Source organism: Microcoleus sp. PH2017_05_CCC_O_A (genome assembly GCF_020738785.1).
Lineage (GTDB): Bacteria > Cyanobacteriota > Cyanobacteriia > Cyanobacteriales > Microcoleaceae > Microcoleus.
In genome coordinates this window covers 50,665-70,877 of the sequence record NZ_JAEQCB010000056.1, presented here as the reverse complement: position 1 = coordinate 70,877, position 20,213 = coordinate 50,665, and the positions used below count along the sequence as shown (strand labels likewise).

Here is a 20,213-nt window from a genome sequence, read left to right as displayed (position 1 = left end):
TTCTCAGAAAGATGAGGTACGTTGTTGGGCTTGGGCCCTCTTGGTTTCAGTGGTTATATAACCTGTCAGTCATACCTCACCTTTTTGAGAAAGGCTATATTAAGGCGTTTTCTTCGATTCAGATTTAGGAGATTCTTGAGCTTTCGGAGCAGCTTTTTCACCCTTCGGCAAAGGCTTCGGGCTGGCAATTGCTGGGGCAACTGACGGCTTCGGACTTGCGGCGGGAGATGCGCCCGACTTCGGCAAAGCAGGAGCGCTAATCGGGGCAGTAGGCGGTGTCTTAGTGCCTAAAATGCTGGAGTCTCCGGTGTCAAATAATCCGGCGATGCAGGCAATCATCATTGTAGCTAAGGTGCCGACAAATAAGGCTTTCCAACCGAGTTCGGAAATGTCTTTGCGCCGAGAAGGAATTAGGGCGATTGTACCGCCGACAAATATGCCGACGGAAGCTAAGTGGGCGAAACCGGAAAGGGCGTAACTGACAATTAATACTGTGCGATCGCTAATCAGTCCTTTTGCGGCCACTTCTGCTAAGGTTTGATAAGGTGGAATCGCCGTTTCTAACAGTCGCCGTCCGATGATGACTGAGGCTGTCCAAGAATCCTCAAACGGAACTCCGGTTAACAAAGTTAGCGGATAAAATAAGGCTCCTTGAATGTTTTGCAGGGTGATAAAACTAAAGATTGTACCAATTGGAGCCGGCAACACGGCCAGCCAGGCAAAGAATTGATTGATTAAGGAAACTAAACCCAAGATTAAAATCAAAACAGCGGCGATGGCGACTGCCATTTTCACACCGTCTAATGCGCCAATAATTGCAGCATCCAAAGGGCTGACTCGTTCGATGGGTTCTCCGCCAACTGTCTCTTGTTTGCGGATCTCACCGTCATTTTCTCCAAGTTCGTCGCCGATAAACTCGTGGCCTTGAGGTTTTGGTTGTTCCTTGGGAATGCCGCCCATTGTCACTGGTACACCTGTTTCGGGAACTAAGATTTTGGAGAGGACAAAGCAAGCGGGAATGGCGATAATTGAGGCTGAAACTAAATGCCCTAAAATATTGGGAAAAACAGGCTTGAGAAAACTGACGTAAATTGCTAATGTTGATGAAGCGGCAGTCCCAAAACAGCAGGAGAGGATTGCACAAAGCTCGGAACGAGTCATTTGTGGCAAATAAGGTTTGACGACAATTGCTGCTTCGATTCCTACGAAAATATTGGCGGCGCCGCTGAGTGCTTCTGCGCCGCTTAACCGCATTGTCATGTAAAATATTTTGGCAAAAACTTCGGTGATAATTTGAATTACGCCGATATTATAAAGCAATGCCATGAGGCCGGAAAAAAACACGACTGTTGGTAAAGCCCGAAAGGCGAAAATATATCCTAAATTAACTGGCGGGTCTTGACCGGGTATTGGTACAATGTTTCTGCCGAATACAAATCTGGCACCGGCGTCAGCAGCGGTGAATACTCCATCGAGCAAGCTGGTAAACCACTCTAGGGCGATGCGAGTTGGAGGAAATAGGAATACTAAAAATCCTAAGACTAATTGTAAGCCAATGCCCCAGATGATGACGCGCCAAGGTATATAGCGAACTTGGCGGTTTTCTGAAAAAATCCAGGCGATCGCACACAAGCCAAAGATGCCCAGAAATGAGATAAAGTTGTAGATAGACATGAGCCTAGTCCTTGAAATAGCTGAGAATGCCGATCGACGGCTTACACCACATCAGTTATACTATTCATCGGACGGCAAATGCCAAAAAAATAACTGTCATAGGAATTACGCACTCAACAGCGTACTTATGTCATAACTTATGCCGTTGCGAGCTCTACGGATCTTTAGCAACCCTTGATTTGCCTACTTAACAGCAGTTTAGATAGAAACACGCAACACATGGAAGCTTTTGCTCCACATCCTCCCGAATGGACTGCGGCGGCGGTTCACGCTACTGAGTTTTGCTGTCCCAAGTGCGCTGCTAGCTGCACGGATGCCCATGAGGTCTGGATTAATCGTCGATCGCCAGTATACACCGAGTCCAACCGCCGCAAGTGGCAAGAATTTTACCGCTGCCAGTGCGGCGCCGTGTGGTGGGCTTGGAGTAATGACAGGCCTCCTTCGGAACTTGTCCGCAGCGATGAGAGCTCCGATGAGGGCTCCGATGATGATTTTTAGAAGGTTGAGTCGATTTTCGATTCTGAGAAGGAATATATGTCTAGAAAAATTGGATTTGCTCTGCTTTGGATTATATTCAGCACCTACGCCTTTGTATTTGCGCCACCCGACAACCCCGACACCATCACACTAATTACCAACCTTTCCACAGGCAAAATAGCAGGCATCAACCCTTTAATTGTAGCTTTGTTTAACATCATGGGAGTCTGGCCGCTGATTTACAGTTGCGTCTTATTTGCCGACGGCAGAGGGCAGAAAATACGAGCATGGATTTTTGCAACTTTATCATTTGGCGTCGGTGCATTTGCCTTGCTCCCTTATTTAGCCCTGCGCGAACCGAATCCAGAATTTTCTGGCACTAAAAATATTTTCTTAAAAATATTAGACTCCCGTTTTACTGGGATTGTCCTAACATTAGGCGCTGCTGCGTTGGTTGCTTTTGGCTTGACAAAAGGCGATTGGTCTGATTTTGTTGGGCAGTGGCAAACCAGCCGTTTTATCCACGTGATGAGTTTAGACTTTTGTCTGCTTTCCCTGCTATTTCCTGCTTTATTAACCGACGATATGGCGCGCCGAGGAGTGCAAAATTCAATAGCATTTTGGGCAGTAACATTAGTGCCCCTGTTCGGGCCATTGGCTTATCTGTGTACCCGCCCACCGCTGCCTGAAAATAATCCTAAAATTGTTACAAATTAGACAGCAGTGCAGGAAATGCTCAGTTTAATCTAGGAATTGAGCGTCATAATGGAAGAAACAGGCAAGATGCCTGTTCCACAATGAGTAAATTTTCTTGTAGCATGGGCTTCCAGCCCGTGCAAAAAACAGGCAAGATGCCTGTTCCACAATCAGTAAATTTTCTGGTGGCATGGGCTTCTAGCCCGTAAATTTTCTGGTGGCATGGGCTTCTAGCCCGTGCATTCTGGTGGCATGGGCTTCTAGCCCGTGCAAAAAACAGGCAAGATGCCTGTTCCACAATCAGTAAATTTTCTGGTGGCATGGGCTTCTAGCCCGTGCAAGAAAAACTTATTGATAATACTAGAATATCCTAGAACTAATGTAAATAATTATCTCCCACTCTCTAAAAAATGAAAAAACATCCCATCGTTGGTATCACAACTTACTGTCGCAGTCAAGCAGGCGAATATTGCCTCAACGGAGCATATATTGATGCAGTGCAGGCAGCAGGTGGTATTCCAATTTTACTGCCTCCCAATCAATTAGATCCGGCTAGTATTTTTGATGCCGTAGATGGTTTGATTTTTTCAGGTGGTGGAGATATCAATCCAGAACTTTATGGCGGTTTTGTCGATCGCACGGTTTACTCGGTTAACGCAGAACGCGACAATTTTGAGTTAAGCTTAGCTAAGCTAGCTTTGAGGGCTGACATACCCGTGTTGGGGATTTGTCGCGGAATGCAAGTCCTGAATGTAGCCAGCGGGGGGAATTTGGTCGTGCACGTACCGGATGCTTACGGAGAGGAGGTGAATCACCGACAAGAAAACCCGATTCGTGCGATCGAGCATATCATTAAAATAGACCCCGACAGCCGGCTAGCAAAAATCATGGGAACTACCTCTACAAACGTCGTTTCCTGGCACCATCAAGCCGTACAAACAATGATTCCCGGCTGGCAAATTGTAGCACGAGCACCCGACGGTTTAATAGAAGCAATCGAATACAAATATCACCCTTGGATGGTAGCAGTTCAGTGGCATCCAGAAATGTCGCCAAAAAGTCTCCCAAACTGCGAACTTTTTCGGGCTTTTGTCGAAGCAGCAGCTTCCAAGTTTATGAATTATACTAAATCTGCATGAAAATTTTCAGCCATTATTTGCATTTTTTTCGCACTCTCGCTTAGTGACTTCGTGGCGGTAGCGAAACATATCAGTTAACCGTATTTCTACCCACCAACCTAACAGCAAATCGACAATCGGGCCGCCCGGTATCGAAAATGCGATCGCATCTGTCAATCGGGTATGGCCATTTTCTGTGGTAAACTCGTGTCGGTGAGTCCAACGTGCCATCGGCCCCTCAGTTTGTTCGTCAACAAACAAGCGATATTGTTCGCATTCAGTATGAGTCGCCACCCATTTTACTGGAATCGGCCCCAATAACAGCCGAAATTCTGACACAGCCCCCACATCGAGTCCCCCTTCGCGGCGGATGATTTTCACCGGTTGCCAAGGCGGAGTCAACAGTTGCAGAATATCCGGCCTTTCGTAAAAGTTCCAGACTGTTTCAACGGTGGCGTTTATCAGCGACGAGTATCTAAAATTGGGCATTGTAAGAAGAAGGAAGAAGGAAGTTCGGCAGCGGATGTAACGGATGTAACGGATGTAACGGATAGAATTCCCGATTACCCATCATTGATTACCGATTACCCATCAGTTCTGCCGTCATTAGGAAGAAGGAAGAAGATATATATACAGTAAGTTTTTTAGCTATCCATACTTGACGTTGAATTAGCAGGTGGATTTACTGAGCGTTGGGTTAGACTCAGGGCGAACGCATCTAAACTTTATGTTAACACAATCTAGTATATTGGAGAAGAATTATTGACTACATACAAAACATTTAATTAGAGTTTATATATAACTACTCAATAACCGCTGGTGATTTTCGAGAATCTGAACGATAGCCAACGATTTTAGGTGGTTCCAGCCTTCCTATTCACTGATTTACCAGCGGTTTTTGTATTTTTTCAGCGGTTTTTGAGCAGTTACCACTCGGTTTTCAACTGACGGTGACTGTTAAGCAGACAAATTCCTGAAGCTATCGATCGCAAATAAAGTCGATCGCCTACAATCATGTATTCGGGTGTGTCGCCACAAAAAATCCTTAGCCAAACATCAAAAATCGAGCGGGCGACGCACCTGTCCACTCGTGCGATCGCAAATAAAGTCGATCGCCTACAATCAAGTATTCGGGTGTGTCGCCACAAAAAATCCTTAGCCAAACATCAAAAATCGAGCGAGCGACGCACCTGTCCACTCGTGCGATCGCAAATAAAGTCGATCGCCTACAATCAAACTAACCCCCTAGAGCCTGAAATTAGGAGAAACTGTCAAATGCTAGATGCTGCGTTATTGGGAGGACTTTTCACAGTCGTGTGGCAAGCCATATTGGGGACTCAAGTTAATGATGCAGCAAAGCACCTTTGTTTGACCGGAATCAAAAAAGTATCACGAAACGGGAAAATAGTCAATCACGATTTAGAAAAAGCGCTGAAACGTTCTTTCTTGAAAGCTCAACAACAAATCGCCTCAGAATGTCATAAAGAATTGGTTGAGCCATCTCGCAGGGCTTCTAAAGGAATCGTTATTTACTTACCTCAACACCGTCCAGATTTAGAATGGCTCGATAAGAAGATTAAGCAGTTAAAATCTGAATTGGAAAAAGTCGATAAAGAAACAGTCCCGTCTGGGATTCCGATTGAGGGTTTAGATGAAATAGAATTGCTGCTGACTTCCGCAGATGAGTTAAAGCAGAATCAGGTTGAACTTAAGCAAAAACTGCTGGAAGTCGCCATCGAAAATTGCGATGTCGCACCCTACAAGACTAAGTTAGAGCAAGAATTATTTGCCTTGGTATCTGCATACTTTGCTCAGGAAATCAAGGAAAACGAGAAAGTTTTTCAGATTTTTACGGGTCAAACTTTAACGCGGATTGATAGCAGAACCCAAGAGATGTATGCTTGGCTAGAGGAGATAGTTGAAAAGAGCCACATTGTTTATCAACCGATTGATTGGCAGGATATTTGCCAGCAGATATTAGACGAGAAAGAACAGCAGCGACTGAGTAGTAATCAGCTAACTTTTGGCAACCATCAAATTGATGATGTTTATGTGCCGCTGGGTTTGGTGGAACGGCACAAAGTGACTGAGAAGCGCGAGAATCTTGGGGCTGAAGAAGGTTCGGATTTGTATCGGGAAAAAGAAGTTACTCAGACATTTGAACATAGCGAGTTTCTCGAACAAGTAATCCAGCAAGGAATTAGCCCGAAAAGCAATGGGAAGCGGTTAGGAATTATTGGGGAACCGGGGGCGGGGAAAACAACGCTGTTGCGGCAGATTGCGAATTGGGTAGCGACGGGCATTTCGGAGGCTATGGTAATTTGGGTATCCTTGGCGGATTTGCAGGGGAAGGAATTAGAAACCTATTTATTTGATAATTGGTTGGTGGCGGCAATTAAGAGAATTGGGAAGGCTGAGGCGACGGCGGATATTAAGGATGATTTTTTAGCACAGTTTAATGCCGATCGCGTTTGGTTGGTGTTGGATGGGGCGGATGAGATGGCGGTGGGTGATGGGAATCCTTTGGCGGAAATTGAGCGGCAAATTAGGACGGGTGGCTGTATTCAAAGGGCGCGGATTGTGCTAAGTTGTCGGCAGAATGTCTGGGATGCGATCGGCTCTGCGTTGGATAGTTTTGATACTTATCGCACTCTGGAGTTTTCCTATCCCGAACAGGTGGAAATGTTTATTGATAAGTGGTTTGGAACCCCCCTTAACCCCCAGTTTGGAACCCCCCCTAACCCCCCCTTGGTAAGGGGGGAGACAAGAGAAGAAGGGGACTCTCTTACTCCCGGTTTCTCAACGCAGGCGACAGGAGAAGGCGACACTCTAACTCCCCCCTTCTTAAGGGGGGCTGGGGGGGATCTTCCCCTTTCTTTCCCAGCCCAAAATACAGAAGAAACTCTAACTCCCTCCTTAGCAAGGGGGGCTGGGGGGGTGCTTTCTCAACAGCTACGCGAAGCATTAGCAGCATCAGGAAAAGAGCGAATTCGAGATTTAGTAAAAAATCCCCTGAGATGTTCGTTATTGTGTGGCACTTGGCAATCCTTGGATGGGGATTTGCCGGATACTAAGGCTAAGCTTTATCAGCGGTTTGTGACTACTTTATATCAGTGGAAAAAACCGCACTTGAATTGGATTCAGCAGCAGGAATTGAATGCGGCTTTGGGGAAATTGGCACTTTCTGGGATGTTAAATGAAACGTCGCGGTTTCAGTTGCGAGAAAGTGTGGGATATCGGGTGATGGGTGAATCGCAGTTTGAGTTGGCTTGTCGTTTGGGTTGGCTGAATTTAGTGGCGAGGGATGGGGAGACGCTGGAGGGGATTTATGCTTTTTACCATCCGACGTTTCAGGAATATTTTGCGGCGTTGGCGGTTGAGGATTGGCACTTTTTCTTGAATCATATTCCCCCAGAGGGCGGGCACGGGGACACCGCCTCTACTGGGGTGTACCGGATTTTTGAGAAGCAGTGGAAGGAGGTTATTTTGTTGTGGTTGGGGCGTGAGGAGGTAGGGAAGGAGAAGAAGGAAGGGTTTATTAATAGGTTGGTTGAGTTTGAGGATGGGTGTGGTGATTTTTATGGATATCGTGCGTGTTTTCTAGCGGCTGCGGGGATTGCTGAGTTTAAGGATTGTAGTCTTGCTGATGAGATTGTGTCGCAGGTTATTAAGTGGGGATTTGGTTATTTTAATGAGGAGAAGAAAGAGTGGCAAACATATTCTGATCCAATTGCAGAGGGTTCAAGGGACATACTGAAAGAGACGGATCGGGGGCAATGCGCGATTTACCATTTAGTGGAGTTAATGTGTACTTCTCAGATTGATAAAGATACCCAGATAGAAGTAGTAAAAGAGTTAGCAGAAATAGGTGGATCGAACCCAGTTGCTATGTCCGGTTTAGTGGAGTTGATTGGTACTTCTGAGGATGATAATACCTGGAGGAGTGCCATAAATAGCTTAGGAAAAATCGACAAAGATAACTCAGTTGCGATCTCAGCTTTAGTCGATTTAATCGGTACTTTTCAGGATAAAAATACCCAGAGGAGAGCGGCCGTAAGCTTAGGGAAAATATGCAAAGATAACGTAGTTGCGATCGCCACTTTAGTCGATTTAATCAGAAATTCAAATGATAACATTGCCCGGTGGCAAGCGGCAGATATCTTAGGGGAAATTATCAAAGGTAAACACTTCGTCCTCGCACTCTCAGGTTTGAAAGATTGTCTAAATTCCGAAGTCTACGAAAACGATTTTAATCGCTATAAAGATCGCTACCCAATTATCTGGGCCTGTGCCCAAAATATGACTTACCCAGAATTTTATCAAGCATGGCACACCCAACCCACCAATTCCCCAACACCCGATCGCAACCACCGACAAAATACAGATATCCCCACACTCCTCAAACAACTCCAATCCACCGATAAAACCTTCCCCGTTCCCCTCAACATTCGCGCGTTAGAAGGCGAAACAGATATAAGCGCGATCGCCCAAGAGCTCTGTACCCAACTATATCAAACAATCTTCCCCGCAGATACAGACATCCCCGCCATTCGCAACGCCCCCGAATTCAAGCGATTAATTCCCCAACTCAAAAATCGGCTGCAAAAACAGCACATCGCCTTAATTTTGCACTCCTGTCCCTGCGAAGATGCGCTTTCGTCTTTCACCCGCAAACTCGCCGACACTCACATGGGAATTCATATCGCCTGGATTACCGATACACCGCTGGAATTGCCGCTAACAGGTTTTGCGGTGGATGGAGATGATTTGTTGAATGCCGTGCAGAGTTGGATTGGGGGGATTGGTTCGTGATGTTGGGGCGGATGTATTCAGAGACTGCTGCTTGTCGCCGAGGCCAGATCCCCCCTAGCCCCCCTTAATAAGGGGGGGACAAGAATCCGATCAAAGTCCCCCTTCTTAAGGGGGATTTAGGGGGATCTGGCTTCGGCAACAAACAAGAAATACAAAATGTGCGATCGTACACAACATAAATCATAAAGCTCGATCGCTCTTCCTCTCCAACCCCTCGCTCGTTCGGGTTTTGTCTGTCTAGACGCGATTTCAATCGCCCGCTACTGCGCCGCTACCCCAATACTACTGCAATACTAATGGTAAAGATACGATCGAGCCTCCCCGCAAGACCCCCGCAAACCATGTCCAAGCCAAAAAAGACCCCAGTCAAAACCTACACCGAAATCAACCTCAGCGACCCTCAATACTACTTCAACAGAGAACAAAGCTGGCTAGAATTCAACAACCGCGTGCTCCACGAAGCCCTAGACCCCCGCACGCCCCTCCTCGAAAGACTCAAATTTCTCGCTATTTTTAGCTCAAACCTAGACGAATACTTCATGGTGCGAGTGGCGGCCCTCAGACAGCAAGTAGAAGCAAAAGTCACCAAATTAACCTCCGATGGTAGCACGCCCCAACAACAGCTAGATGCCATCAACAAGCGGCTTTTGCCGATGGTAACTCAGCAACACGCCTATTTTGACCAAACTCTGCGGCCCAAATTAGCAGCAAGCGGCATCCACATTCTCGACTACATTGACCTCAATCAAGAACAACGAAATTACTTGCACCGTTACTTCAAAGAACAAGTATTTCCCGTACTCACTCCCCTAGCAGTTGACCCCAGCCACCCATTCCCATTCCTCTCCAATCTCAGCCTCAATTTAGCAGTAGTTGTCAGAGATCCCGACACCCGCGAGGAATTGTTTGCGCGGGTTAAAGTACCGCAGGTTTTGCCGAGATTTTTGCCCTTACCGGCCCATTTGCAGTGGCAGCAAAGGGGCAAAACTCCTGTGTGGACGGGCGTACCTTTAGAACAGGTAATCGCCCACAATTTAGAGGCTTTGTTTCCGGGGATGGATATTCAGGAATATCACCCATTTCGGATTACTCGCAATTCCGATTTGACTGTCGAGGAAGATGAGGCAGATGATTTACTGCTGGCGATTGAACAGGAACTCCGCAAGCGCCGGTTTACAGGTTCTGCGGTACGGATGGAAATTCCAGCGATTATGCCGCTTGCGCTGCGAGATATGCTGATGGATGAGTTGGAACTCGGCGAGCAGGATGTTTACGCGGTGGAGGGGCTGTTAGGCCTCAAGGATTTGATGTCTTTTGTGGGGCTGCCTGTGCCGGAACTCAAAGACCCGCCTTGGACTCCGGTGGTGCCGCCGCGCTTGCGGAATTCGGAATCGCCAATGATTTTAGGCAAATCGATGTTGGATGTTGAGGATGGTGAGGATATTTTTACGGTCATCCGTCGAGGGGATATCATGCTACACCATCCCTATCACTCGTTTGCAGCGACTGTCCAGCGGTTTATTACTGAGGCGGCGAACGATCGCTCGGTGTTAGCGATTAAGATGACTTTATACCGCACTTCTGGTGATTCGCCGATCGTCAGCGCCTTAATTCAAGCAGCGGAAAACGGCAAGCAAGTAGCTGTTTTAGTAGAGCTCAAAGCCCGGTTTGATGAAGAAAATAACATTAATTGGGCGCGCAAGTTAGAACAAGCAGGAGTCCACGTCGTTTACGGTTTGGTGGGACTCAAAACCCACACTAAGGTTGTGATGGTAGTGCGCCGCGAGGACAAATGTATTCGCCGCTACGTCCACATCGGCACGGGAAATTACAATCCCAAAACAGCCGGACTGTATACGGATGTCGGTTTGTTGAGTTGTCGCGAGGATTTGGGTGCGGATTTGACAGACTTGTTTAATTATTTAACCGGTTATTCGCGGCAGCTATCTTATCGTAAATTGTTGGTGGCGCCTGTCAATATGCGCGATCGTTTTTTAGCATTAATCCGCCGCGAGGCCGACGAATGTCGCTTGAATGCGGAAAGCGGCACTCGTAGCTGCGGCCGGATTGTCGCTAAAATGAATGCTTTAGTTGACCCTCAAATTATTGTTGCTTTGTACGAAGCTTCGCAAGCGGGAGTTAAAATTGATTTGATTATTCGCGGGATTTGCTGTTTGCGTCCGGGCGTTGAGGGTGTTAGCGACAATATCAGAGTTATCAGTATTATCGGCCGCTTTTTAGAGCATTCGCGGATGTTTTATTTTTTCAACCGTGGCAGCGAAGAGGTGTATATTGGTTCTGCTGACTGGATGCAGCGCAATCTTAGCAGGCGGGTTGAGGCGATCGTCCAAGTCGAAGATCCGACTATAGTAATGGAATTGCAAGAAATTCTCGGTGTGATGCTGGCGGACAACCGTCAAGCTTGGGATTTGCAGCCTGGGGGACACTATTCCCAGCGGCGGCCACCTGCTAATAACCCGGAGGTTAACTCTCAGCAGATTTTGATGGATATGGCGATGAATTAGGGCGATCGTCCAGTTAAACCCCAATGATACCGCAGTGCGAGCGTCCCCGCTCGCGATCTGGTTAAAGAGCGATCTGGTTAAAGAGCGATCGGCTTAAATGGCGATCGGCTTAAATGGCGATCGGCTTAAATGGCGATCGGCTTAAATGGCGATCGTCCTCATGATACCGCAGTGCGAGCGTCCCCGCTCGCGATCGATTCGCGAGCGGGGACGCTCGCACTGCACCGGGAAAATTATTATTCCGATCGCAGTGGAAACGATATCATTTAGCAGATGAGTGCTGACTAATGACTGCTTAACTGTCAAAAGTGCGCTTAAATTCTTCTAACAAATCATCAATTTCCTCGATCGCCTGACTGACATCAATTCTCAGAGCTCCCAAGTCCGATCGATCTAACAGCCGCACGAGGGATTCCCGCTTGACTTCGATTTCTGCTACGCGCTCTTTGATTGTCTGTACATCCATTGTTTTTTGCCTTGGCTAGTATTAACAAAAATATTTGACTTTCCCCCCTGCGAACAGACGAGAATTCTTAATTCACCGACGTGCCTTTCTGCGCCAATCCTTTACTATTTTTATATAGAAGTGATGAGCGCGATCTGGTTTTTTTGAGTCTGTGTTATAGTTTGATTGTACATCAAAACTTTAGCGCAGGAAAGGCGGACGTTTGCTATCTGCGGGTTTATTTTTCATCATTTCAGCTAAAAATCGCTTCAAGGCCTTCTCGCGGTTTTTCATGAAAGCAGCCCAAAATCCAGGTTGATATTCATCCATTGTCTTGGCTAGGGCCCAGACATCGATCGCTAAAATATTATAAAGCCTTTCATCTTCGCGTTTGAGCGAGTTAATCTGGTCTAGAACAGACTTGTTGGCGACCGCAGTCTGTTTGTCTTCGTCTTTAATCATAAAAAATATTCGGTAAGTGGGAAACGAGCAAGTCTTTAGACCTGAGAGGAAAACGACGGGCGCGGTTTCAACCGCCTTGAATCCCCTTTCGGGGTTGCTTGTTAGACCTGCAACACTGTTTCAGTGACTTTAAAACTGTTTAATTGCAGATGACAGAGCGGAAAACTGGCGTCGCATTCTCCGGTGTCGTGACCTAAATAACGTCTCCTCTTCCGAGGGGTCTGGTCAGAACAGCTTGTAATTTCTTACAAGCTCAGTGGCGTTGATTCCCTGAGTTCCTGACGTCCTAAAATTGGTTGAAAGGGCAAGAGCGTCGATCGCGATCGCCGCTCTCTATACTTTGATGATACTGCCGATCTCGATTACCTTCTGGAACCAACGGCGTCCAATTAACCGGATATTTATCGGTGGCGCCGCGGCGAGGGAAAGCGGGATATTTTTTTGAAGCTAGAGACAAGATTGTGGATGCACAGAGAACCCGCTCTCATAGATGCTAGCAGTTTTGACCGGTATTTTGGCAAAAAAACTAAATTTATTCCAGACTTCTTGCCCGATAATAATTAAAGTATATTGTTGATTCCAGCTACTTACCTCACTAATATGTTACGTAAAATTTCTTTAGCAAGCCTAGCCTTAGTGGTGGGCGGTATTTTAGCAGTAGTCGGGTTCTATGCCTACTTCACCGACCAAGCTACCCTCAACCTAGCCGGTTTTTTTTATGGAATTCCCCTTTTGCTGGGAGGTTTGGCCCTGAAAGCAGCCGAACTCGAGCCAGTGGAGTTCACCGAACCGACTTCTCCTGAAGTTCTCCTGTTGAGAGAAAGTCAGGCCACGGATACTCAAAACCAAGTCCGCAAAGATATCACCCGATTTCGTTACGGCCAACCCGCCCACTTAGATGACGCTCTGGAACGCTTGGGAATGGCCCCGACTGACGAGGAACGCCCCCTCCTCCAAAGCTTGCGGGAAGTTGATATTGACGGTGCTTATGCTTTAATTCTAGAGTTTTATTCGCCGCTGCTGCCGATCGCACTTTGGGAAGAAAAGCAAGAAAAAATAGCTAAATTTTTTGGTCCTGGTTTGGACGCAAAAGTCACTCAAAAGCCTGATGACAAAATTGAATTGGCTTTAATTACCACTCCTAAAGCTTAAACCAGCCTTAAGTTGTGAGTGCGATAATTTTCAACTCACCCATTATATTATGTCCGGTCAATTGACCACAATCAGTAACGGTTCGTAGTGAGGACTTCAGTCCTCTCTTTGATGCGGACTAAAGTCCTCACTACAAACCAATATGGTCGTTAGATCTGACATAATATTAATTATTAATCCTGCATCACTTCCGATACTGATTTTAACTGCTGCTTGAAACCAGTCGCTATCACCAAAAGCTCGTTAGCAAAGCCCTCAAAGAGGATCGCCCATCCAGACCTAGCCCAAATCTTATTTTATGTAATAATAATATTGGTTGAGGAGCGATCGCAATCTTAAAATCAGGAGCAGCACAAATGGTTCCGTCCCAGACCAGGATAGGTATTATCGGCGCAGGAACATCAGGAGCTTATCTGGCAATTTTGCTGATTCAACAAGGGTTTAAAGTTGACTTGTTTGAAAAAGCACCCTATCCGCGTACCGATGGCTGTGGTATTCTGATCGTGCAAGCAGGTATGGAAGCACTGCATCAAGGCAACGCTCAAATTACCGAAAAAATCATCAACTCGGGCGATCGAGTTAAATTATTCGAGTTTCGCAACCTGCGCGGCGGTGTCATCAATTCCGAGCCAGTCACCTACGAAGAAAACGAAGTCCCAGCAATGCTGGTACACCGCAAAGCTATATTAGAAGCAATCCTTGACGAGTTACCCCCCGAGTGTATTCATTTTAATGCAGAATTGGCATCGATCGCCCAAACCGACCACAGCGCGATCGCCCACTTTAAAGATGGCACAAAATGGGAAGGCGATCTATTAATTGGTGCCGATGGCATTGTCTCAAAAGTCCGTCAATTTATAGTTCCTAACGTAGAACTATTTTATTTAGGCGATGTCGTCTGGCGGGGAATAGTCGAAGATAACAGCTTCTGTCCCGAAGGAAACTTTTTTGTTTATGTACGGGGTCGGGGAATTTATGCCAACTTCTTTCACATCGGTGGAGGTCGCACTCATTGGGGCTTCTTTATTGAAAAAGAGCGCACTGAATCTGAAATCGGGAAACTGCAACCTACCAATATTACCATTCCTCCCGAAGAACTAGCAAAACTCCCAGAAGATGCCCGAAAACTTATAGAATCAACGCCTTTAGAAAATATTGTCTGTCGTTTTTCCTATGACATTGACCCCCTACCGAAAATCTACGATGGTCGTGTTATCTTAATTGGAGATGCAGCCCACGCCAAAAGTTCCACACGCGCCAGAGGAATGACTTCCGGTTGGGAAGATGGTTTGTATTTAGCAAAACATCTCGCAAATAGTGCAAATATTCCCGAAGCCCTGGAAAACTTCCAAACTGAAAGACTCCCAATTGTCCACGAATATCAACGCAGCAGCCGAGAAATTAGTCAGAAAGTTGGCCGTCGTTAAGAAAGAGAGAGGGGGAGAGGGGGAGAGGGGGAGGGGGAGAGGGGGAGAGGGGGAGATGAAATTGAAATTTACAATTTAATTAAATGCAGTACAGATCAACAAACTCTGGGTGGTTTAATGATGAAATTAACTTGATTTTTCCGTCAGTCTTAAGCAAATCAGGTGTCGAGAAAAACTGGAGAGGAAATAATGAGTAACAATCCTGTAATTCGTGAAAATACAGTAACCCCTGTAAGTTCTCCAGATTTGGAGAAAGTACCTGAAATTTTTACCCGTCATATTGGTACTTGGCAAGGAGAATACATCAAGACCGATACTCGCGGACATTTTTCTCGCAGCTTTTTCGGTAATTTTACCATCTGGATTCAAGGAAGTCACTACCAACAAGTTAACAATTATGAATTTTCAGACGGTTCTCGCGTTCAGCTTAATTTTCAAGGAGAGTTTGAAGAACGGATTTTGAAACTGTATTCTAGCAGTTATTCTGATTTTTCGGCGATCGCCTGGGATGCAGGCCAGGAAACAGTATGCTTTCGGGCAAATAAAACTGAAGATAACGTCCTTATTACCTTTATGGAAACAATGACATTACTCAGCGAAAATCACCGAGTTCGCAGCACTCAAGCCTTTAAAAACGGTATTTTTGATGGCATCTCATTTATTGAAGAAACGCGCTTGCCTTAGACAAAGTACATCTAGCAAAAAACGCCTAGATTGTCAACATCAATAAGATATATCTCTGTTCTCTTTCTCTTAGGACTTACGCATCAAGGCCCAAGAAACCGGGTTTTTTCCTAAATTTTGTAGCTGCGGCGAAGGATATTCGTAAAAAACCCGGTTTCTGACTGCTCTCGTAAGTCCTATCTCTGCGTTTTCTGCGCCTTCTGCGGTTCAATACAAATAAAATTTCTTTAGTCCAAACAAGAGGCAAAATACAATTAATCAACATTGATAAACAAGCGAGAACGAGTAATAAAACGCTCTCCCTCCGGCCCTTCCAGGGAAAAATCGCTGCCTCCGGGCCCCTGTACTACGTCTAGGATTAACTGCGTGTGCTGCCAATGTTCGTATTGCTGTGCTGCAATATAAAAGGGACAACCGTCTAGTTTTCCCAGCAATACATCGCCATCGCCGACGATTAATTCCCCGTTGGGATAGCACATGGGAGAACTACCATCGCAGCAGCCGCCCGATTGGTGAAACATCAATTCTCCGTGCTGGGTTTTGAGGTAGTCTATTAGTTTTAAGGCGGCTTCTGTGGCTGTGACTTTGGGGATTGTTTCCATGGGAGAAATTATTGTATGGTAATTAAGTACGTTGTTGCGCTTTAGCGCTCTTGTTTGTATATGGATAAGAGCGCTGAAGCGCAACTACGTACCTTTTAGAAGAAGTTCTTGGTTGTTGCGATTTGGCGCTCTTTTTTTTAGATAATCTAAGAGCGCTGAAGCGCAACTACGTACCTTTTAGAAGAAGTTCTTGGTTGTTGCGATTTGGCGCTCTTTTTTTAGATAATCTAAGAGCGCTGAAGCGCAACTACGTACCTTTTTATAAGAAGTTCTTGGTTGTTGCGATTTGGCGCTCTTTTTTTTAGATAATCTAAGAGCGCCCAAGCGCAACTACGTACCTTTTTGTAAGAAGTTATTGGTTTGGTTGTTGCGATTTGGCGCTCTTTTTTTTAGATAGTCTAAGAGCGCTGAAGCGCAACTACGTACCTTTTTAGAAGAAGCCTAATGCTTTCGGGCTGTAACTGACTAATAAGTTCTTGGTTTGTTGGTAGTGATCCAACATCATTTTGTGGTTTTCGCGGCCGATACCCGATGATTTGTAGCCGCCGAAGGCTGCGTGGGCGGGATACAAATGATAGCAGTTTGTCCACACGCGGCCTGCTTGAATGGCGCGGCCCATGCGGTAGGCGGTGTTGATGTCGCGCGTCCAAACTCCGGCGCCTAAACCGTACAACGTATCGTTGGCAATTTCTAAGGCTTGGGCTTCGTCTTTGAAGGTGGTGACTGCTAATACTGGGCCGAAGATTTCTTCTTGGAAAATTCGCATTTTGTTGTTTCCTTTGAAGACTGTCGGCTGGAAATAATAGCCGTCTTGTAAGTCGCCGGATAAGATTTTTCTTTCGCCGCCAATCAGACATTCTGCGCCTTCTTCACGCCCGATTTTGACGTATTCGGCGATTTTTTCCATCTGGTTGACGGAGACTTGCGCGCCGAGGGCGGTTGTTGGATCTAGGGGGTTGTCTTGTTTGATTTGGCGGATGCGATCGATCGCCTTTTCCATGAATCGATCGTAAATTGACTCTTGAATTAACGCCCGCGAGGGACAAGTGCAAACTTCGCCTTGGTTGAAAGCAAACATCACAAAGCCTTCCACTGCTTTGTCCAGAAAATCGTCATCTTGGGCGCAGACATCCTCAAAGAAAATGTTGGGCGATTTTCCGCCTAATTCTAGGGTGACGGGGATGACGTTTTGGGAGGCGTACTGCATGATCAGCCGGCCCGTGGTTGTTTCACCGGTGAAGGCTACTTTCGCAATCCGGGGGCTGGTGGCGAGGGTTTTGCCGATTTCGGCGCCGGGCCCGTTGACGACGTTGATGACGCCATCCGGTACTAAGTCGGCGATGATTTCCATCAATACTAGGATGGATGCGGGGGTTGGCCCTGCTGGTTTGAGGACTACGCAGTTTCCGGCGGCGAGGGCTGGGGCGAGTTTCCACGCAGCCATGAGGATTGGGAAGTTCCAGGGGATGATTTGTCCGATGACGCCTAGGGGTTCGTGGAAGTGGTAGGCGACGGTGTTTTCGTCGAGTTCGCCGATCGACCCTTCTTGGGCCCGAATGCAGCTTGCGAAGTAGCGGAAATGGTCGATCGCCAGTGGGATGTCTGCTAGTCTGGTTTCGCGAATTGGTTTACCGTTGTCCCAGGTTTCGGCGATGGCGAGGCGATCGAGGTTTTCTTCGATGCGATCGGCAATTTTGTGCAACACCCGTGCCCTGTCTGCGGGGGAAGTCTTACCCCACTTGTCTTTCGCGGCGTGGGCAGCATCTAGTGCCAATTCTACATCCTCCGCGCTCGATCGGGGAATTTGACAAATTGATTTTCCGGTAATTGGAGAAAGGTTTTCCGAGTATTTCCCCTTCACCGGTGCTACCCACTTACCGCCAATAAAGTTGTCGTAACGAGCTTGAAAAATCGACTTACTGCCGGATTGAACAGGTGCTGCTACTACCATTTTATTACCTGATTTAAACTTGTTTTTGTTGACGATTGAAGTCTCTTGAATATCAACTATCGTCTATCTTTCGGAAACTTGGGTAATTTCTATACAAAATTTTACATTTTCCAATATTTGATATCGAAGTAGTTTCTCAATTTCCGGGTCTGGCGGTTGATCGGAGTTTTTACAACTAACCGCAGAGCAGGCTCTTGATCCAGAGAAACAGCATCTTACAAATCATTTAAATCTACTATTATATAAATATAAATGGTGCATCTGGTTTTGGCAAATATGTTTGTAGGGGCGAAGCATGACCGCAGTCAATATGGGATTATAACTAATAACTTATATGCGGTCATGCTTCGCCCTCTTCAACGGTGAGATGCACCCATCGCTTGGGGCGGATTCGCCACAATATCTCACGAAAAATAAGGTACGTTGTTGCGCTTTAGCGCTCTTATCTATATAAACAAAGAGCGCTGAAGCGCAACTACGTACCTAAAGATTAACCTCCCATTAATTAACTGTGCCTGAGCGGGATTTCTATCCGAAACTTAGTACCTTTACCCGGTTCCGAAAAATACTTTAACTCTCCTTTATGCTGCTCTACAATTATCCGATAGCTGACAGCAATCCCCAAGGTGCTGCTGTATTCCGCAGGTTTCCCCATCAAAAAATTGTCCGAATTTTCCGCTGCAATCTCTTCGCTGATTGCCATGCCGTTATCAGCAATCTCAATAGCAATCCGCTGAGCATCGATTACCTGAGTGCTAATCAAAATTACAGGTCTAAATTTGACCGATTCCGACTCATCCAACTCTTGACTCGACTCTTCTAAAGCATCGATCGCCTGATTAATAATATTCAGAAAAGCTTGATTGAGCTGACCCGCGTAACACTCAACTTGCGGCAAATTTCCGTATTCCTTCATCACCTTGATATCCCGCCTGCCATCGCGGGCCGGCAAGCGGTGCTGCAACAACAACAAAGTGTTTTCTAAACCGTCGGAAATATCGAATAACTGCCAGCCAGAGCGATCGCTGCGGGAAAAATCCTGTACCGACAAGATTATTTGGCGGATGCGATCGCTCCCGGTACGCATGGAACTCACAATTTTCAACAAGTCGTCGAGCAGGAATTCCACATCCATATCTTGCTGTTTTTGCATAATTTCCGCGTCAGGATTGACGAGCTGTTTTTGATACAATCGCAGTAGTTCAATTAAATCGGTAGCGTAACTTTGGACGTGGGTGAGATTGCTGTAAATAAAAGTAATTGGGTTGTTAATTTCGTGGGCAATACCAGACACTAATTCCCCCAAGTTGGACATCTTTTCACTTTCCAGCGATCGATCGCGCGACAGTTGCAATTCTTGCTGAGTTCGTGCCAACTCCAGCCTCAACTCGCGCTCGCGCAATCCCGCCCGCAGCCTCCCCAACAATTCTTGCTTCACTATCGGTTTCAACAGAAAATCGTCCACCAGCCCGTCCAATTCTTGAACTTCGGCAAATTGCTCGGGTGTTGTCAGCAGCAGAAAATACCCTGTACTCAATTCTCTATCGGCTTTCACCAGCCGGCACACCTCCAACCAGTGAATTTGAGGCAAAGTCCCATCGCAAATTATCACATCCGGAGATAATTCCCTCGCCATGTCAAAACCATCTTTGCCGTCGGAAGCGACTTTTACCTGATGTCCCTCCTTTTCCAGTAACTCTTGGACGACTTCCCAAGTCACACTATCTGCGATCGTCAGAATCTTTGCCATAACACCAGCTCCACAACTTTCTCTTTAGGATACAACCGCCACAATTACCCGGACATATTTAAAACAAAATAGTTTAATCCCAGCAAAAAACAGTAGATGCTAGCTCCCTCAACAGCAAAAATGCTCATACCATTTGAGATTTTAGATTGGAGATTTTAGATTGGGCAGGAGTTACTGGATAATGATTTGGATTGCGGGCCTACAGTTGCATCGTTTTGCCAAACAGGTATCAGTAGAATGTATAATTTGAGACGGCGAACCCAAAAATACAAATTCTCGCCTTGCTAATTTGTCACCCGCCCGCAAACAGATACCAGCCCCCGACAGGAGTCGTGGAGATCCTACAATTTTAGACCCTGTTCAAGCTCGCAGATTCATTTTTGCAATAAATCTCAAATCTCAAATCCAAACATGGAAAATAGACTGACGGTTATCCCA

The 20,213-nt window shown here is 46.3% G+C and carries 17 protein-coding genes; 9 read left to right on the top strand and 8 right to left on the bottom strand.

What is annotated here, in order from left to right; all coding sequences use genetic code 11:
• Positions 1 to 99 precede the first annotated feature (99 nt).
• Positions 100 to 1,674, bottom strand: a complete 1,575-nt coding sequence (locus tag JGK20_RS14775) for a nucleoside transporter C-terminal domain-containing protein (RefSeq protein ID WP_293231061.1) — start codon at positions 1,672 to 1,674, stop codon at positions 100 to 102.
• Positions 1,675 to 1,893: 219 nt separating this feature from the next.
• Between JGK20_RS14775 and JGK20_RS14770 the strand changes: the two genes are divergently transcribed.
• Both JGK20_RS14770 and JGK20_RS14765 read left to right on the top strand, forming a co-directional pair.
• Positions 1,894 to 2,172, top strand: a complete 279-nt coding sequence (locus tag JGK20_RS14770; RefSeq protein ID WP_293195650.1) for a hypothetical protein — start codon at positions 1,894 to 1,896, stop codon at positions 2,170 to 2,172.
• Positions 2,173 to 2,208: 36 nt separating this feature from the next.
• Complete coding sequence (locus tag JGK20_RS14765; protein WP_293174466.1) at positions 2,209 to 2,868, top strand: DUF2834 domain-containing protein; 660 nt, start codon at positions 2,209 to 2,211, stop codon at positions 2,866 to 2,868.
• Between the two features lie 43 nt (positions 2,869 to 2,911).
• On the opposite strand, the gene JGK20_RS14760 is transcribed toward JGK20_RS14765, so the two are convergent.
• The gene (locus JGK20_RS14760) at positions 2,912 to 3,169 is read right to left on the bottom strand and encodes a hypothetical protein (protein ID WP_293231059.1); all 258 of its coding nucleotides are present in this window, start codon (positions 3,167 to 3,169) and stop codon (positions 2,912 to 2,914) included.
• 88 nt (positions 3,170 to 3,257) lie between these two features.
• Between JGK20_RS14760 and JGK20_RS14755 the strand changes: the two genes are divergently transcribed.
• Positions 3,258 to 3,986 (top strand): gamma-glutamyl-gamma-aminobutyrate hydrolase family protein, encoded by a 729-nt coding sequence (locus JGK20_RS14755; protein ID WP_293195652.1) that lies wholly within the window; start codon positions 3,258 to 3,260, stop codon positions 3,984 to 3,986.
• 6 nt (positions 3,987 to 3,992) lie between these two features.
• Here JGK20_RS14755 and JGK20_RS14750 read toward each other — a convergent pair whose 3' ends face one another.
• Complete coding sequence (locus JGK20_RS14750; RefSeq protein WP_293195654.1) at positions 3,993 to 4,454, bottom strand: SRPBCC family protein; 462 nt, start codon at positions 4,452 to 4,454, stop codon at positions 3,993 to 3,995.
• Between the two features lie 537 nt (positions 4,455 to 4,991).
• Here JGK20_RS14750 and JGK20_RS14745 point away from each other — a divergent pair.
• From JGK20_RS14745 to JGK20_RS14735, 3 genes are all read left to right on the top strand, one after another.
• The gene (locus tag JGK20_RS14745; protein WP_293231057.1) at positions 4,992 to 8,777 is read left to right on the top strand and encodes a HEAT repeat domain-containing protein; all 3,786 of its coding nucleotides are present in this window, start codon (positions 4,992 to 4,994) and stop codon (positions 8,775 to 8,777) included.
• Between the two features lie 341 nt (positions 8,778 to 9,118).
• A complete protein-coding gene (ppk1, locus tag JGK20_RS14740) occupies positions 9,119 to 11,302 on the top strand; it encodes a polyphosphate kinase 1 (protein WP_293195657.1) in 2,184 nt (727 codons plus the stop codon).
• A gap of 129 nt (positions 11,303 to 11,431) precedes the next feature.
• Positions 11,432 to 11,572 (top strand): hypothetical protein, encoded by a 141-nt coding sequence (locus JGK20_RS14735; protein ID WP_293211540.1) that lies wholly within the window; start codon positions 11,432 to 11,434, stop codon positions 11,570 to 11,572.
• 25 nt (positions 11,573 to 11,597) lie between these two features.
• Here the strand turns inward: JGK20_RS14735 and JGK20_RS14730 are convergent, their stop codons facing one another.
• Entirely contained in the window at positions 11,598 to 11,768 is a 171-nt protein-coding gene (locus JGK20_RS14730) for a hypothetical protein (protein ID WP_293149374.1), read from the bottom strand.
• 180 nt (positions 11,769 to 11,948) lie between these two features.
• Positions 11,949 to 12,209, bottom strand: coding sequence for a hypothetical protein (locus JGK20_RS14725; protein ID WP_293174481.1), 261 nt, complete (start codon positions 12,207 to 12,209; stop codon positions 11,949 to 11,951).
• A gap of 600 nt (positions 12,210 to 12,809) precedes the next feature.
• Here JGK20_RS14725 and JGK20_RS14720 point away from each other — a divergent pair.
• The 3 genes from JGK20_RS14720 (at position 12,810) to JGK20_RS14710 (ending at position 15,472) form a co-directional block, all read left to right on the top strand.
• The gene (locus tag JGK20_RS14720) at positions 12,810 to 13,361 is read left to right on the top strand and encodes a DUF2854 domain-containing protein (RefSeq protein WP_293174484.1); all 552 of its coding nucleotides are present in this window, start codon (positions 12,810 to 12,812) and stop codon (positions 13,359 to 13,361) included.
• A gap of 356 nt (positions 13,362 to 13,717) precedes the next feature.
• Complete coding sequence (locus JGK20_RS14715) at positions 13,718 to 14,788, top strand: FAD-dependent monooxygenase (protein ID WP_293174487.1); 1,071 nt, start codon at positions 13,718 to 13,720, stop codon at positions 14,786 to 14,788.
• Between the two features lie 189 nt (positions 14,789 to 14,977).
• Complete coding sequence (locus JGK20_RS14710; protein ID WP_293216394.1) at positions 14,978 to 15,472, top strand: hypothetical protein; 495 nt, start codon at positions 14,978 to 14,980, stop codon at positions 15,470 to 15,472.
• Between the two features lie 254 nt (positions 15,473 to 15,726).
• On the opposite strand, the gene JGK20_RS14705 is transcribed toward JGK20_RS14710, so the two are convergent.
• The 3 genes from JGK20_RS14705 to JGK20_RS14695 all read right to left on the bottom strand — a co-directional run bounded on the left by JGK20_RS14705 (position 15,727) and on the right by JGK20_RS14695 (position 19,775).
• Complete coding sequence (locus JGK20_RS14705) at positions 15,727 to 16,074, bottom strand: DUF779 domain-containing protein (protein WP_293231055.1); 348 nt, start codon at positions 16,072 to 16,074, stop codon at positions 15,727 to 15,729.
• 430 nt (positions 16,075 to 16,504) lie between these two features.
• Entirely contained in the window at positions 16,505 to 18,025 is a 1,521-nt protein-coding gene (locus JGK20_RS14700; protein WP_293231052.1) for an aldehyde dehydrogenase family protein, read from the bottom strand.
• Between the two features lie 505 nt (positions 18,026 to 18,530).
• On the bottom strand, positions 18,531 to 19,775 hold the full coding sequence (locus JGK20_RS14695) for a response regulator (protein ID WP_293231050.1): 1,245 nt from the start codon (positions 19,773 to 19,775) through the stop codon (positions 18,531 to 18,533).
• Positions 19,776 to 20,213: the final 438 nt, after the last annotated feature.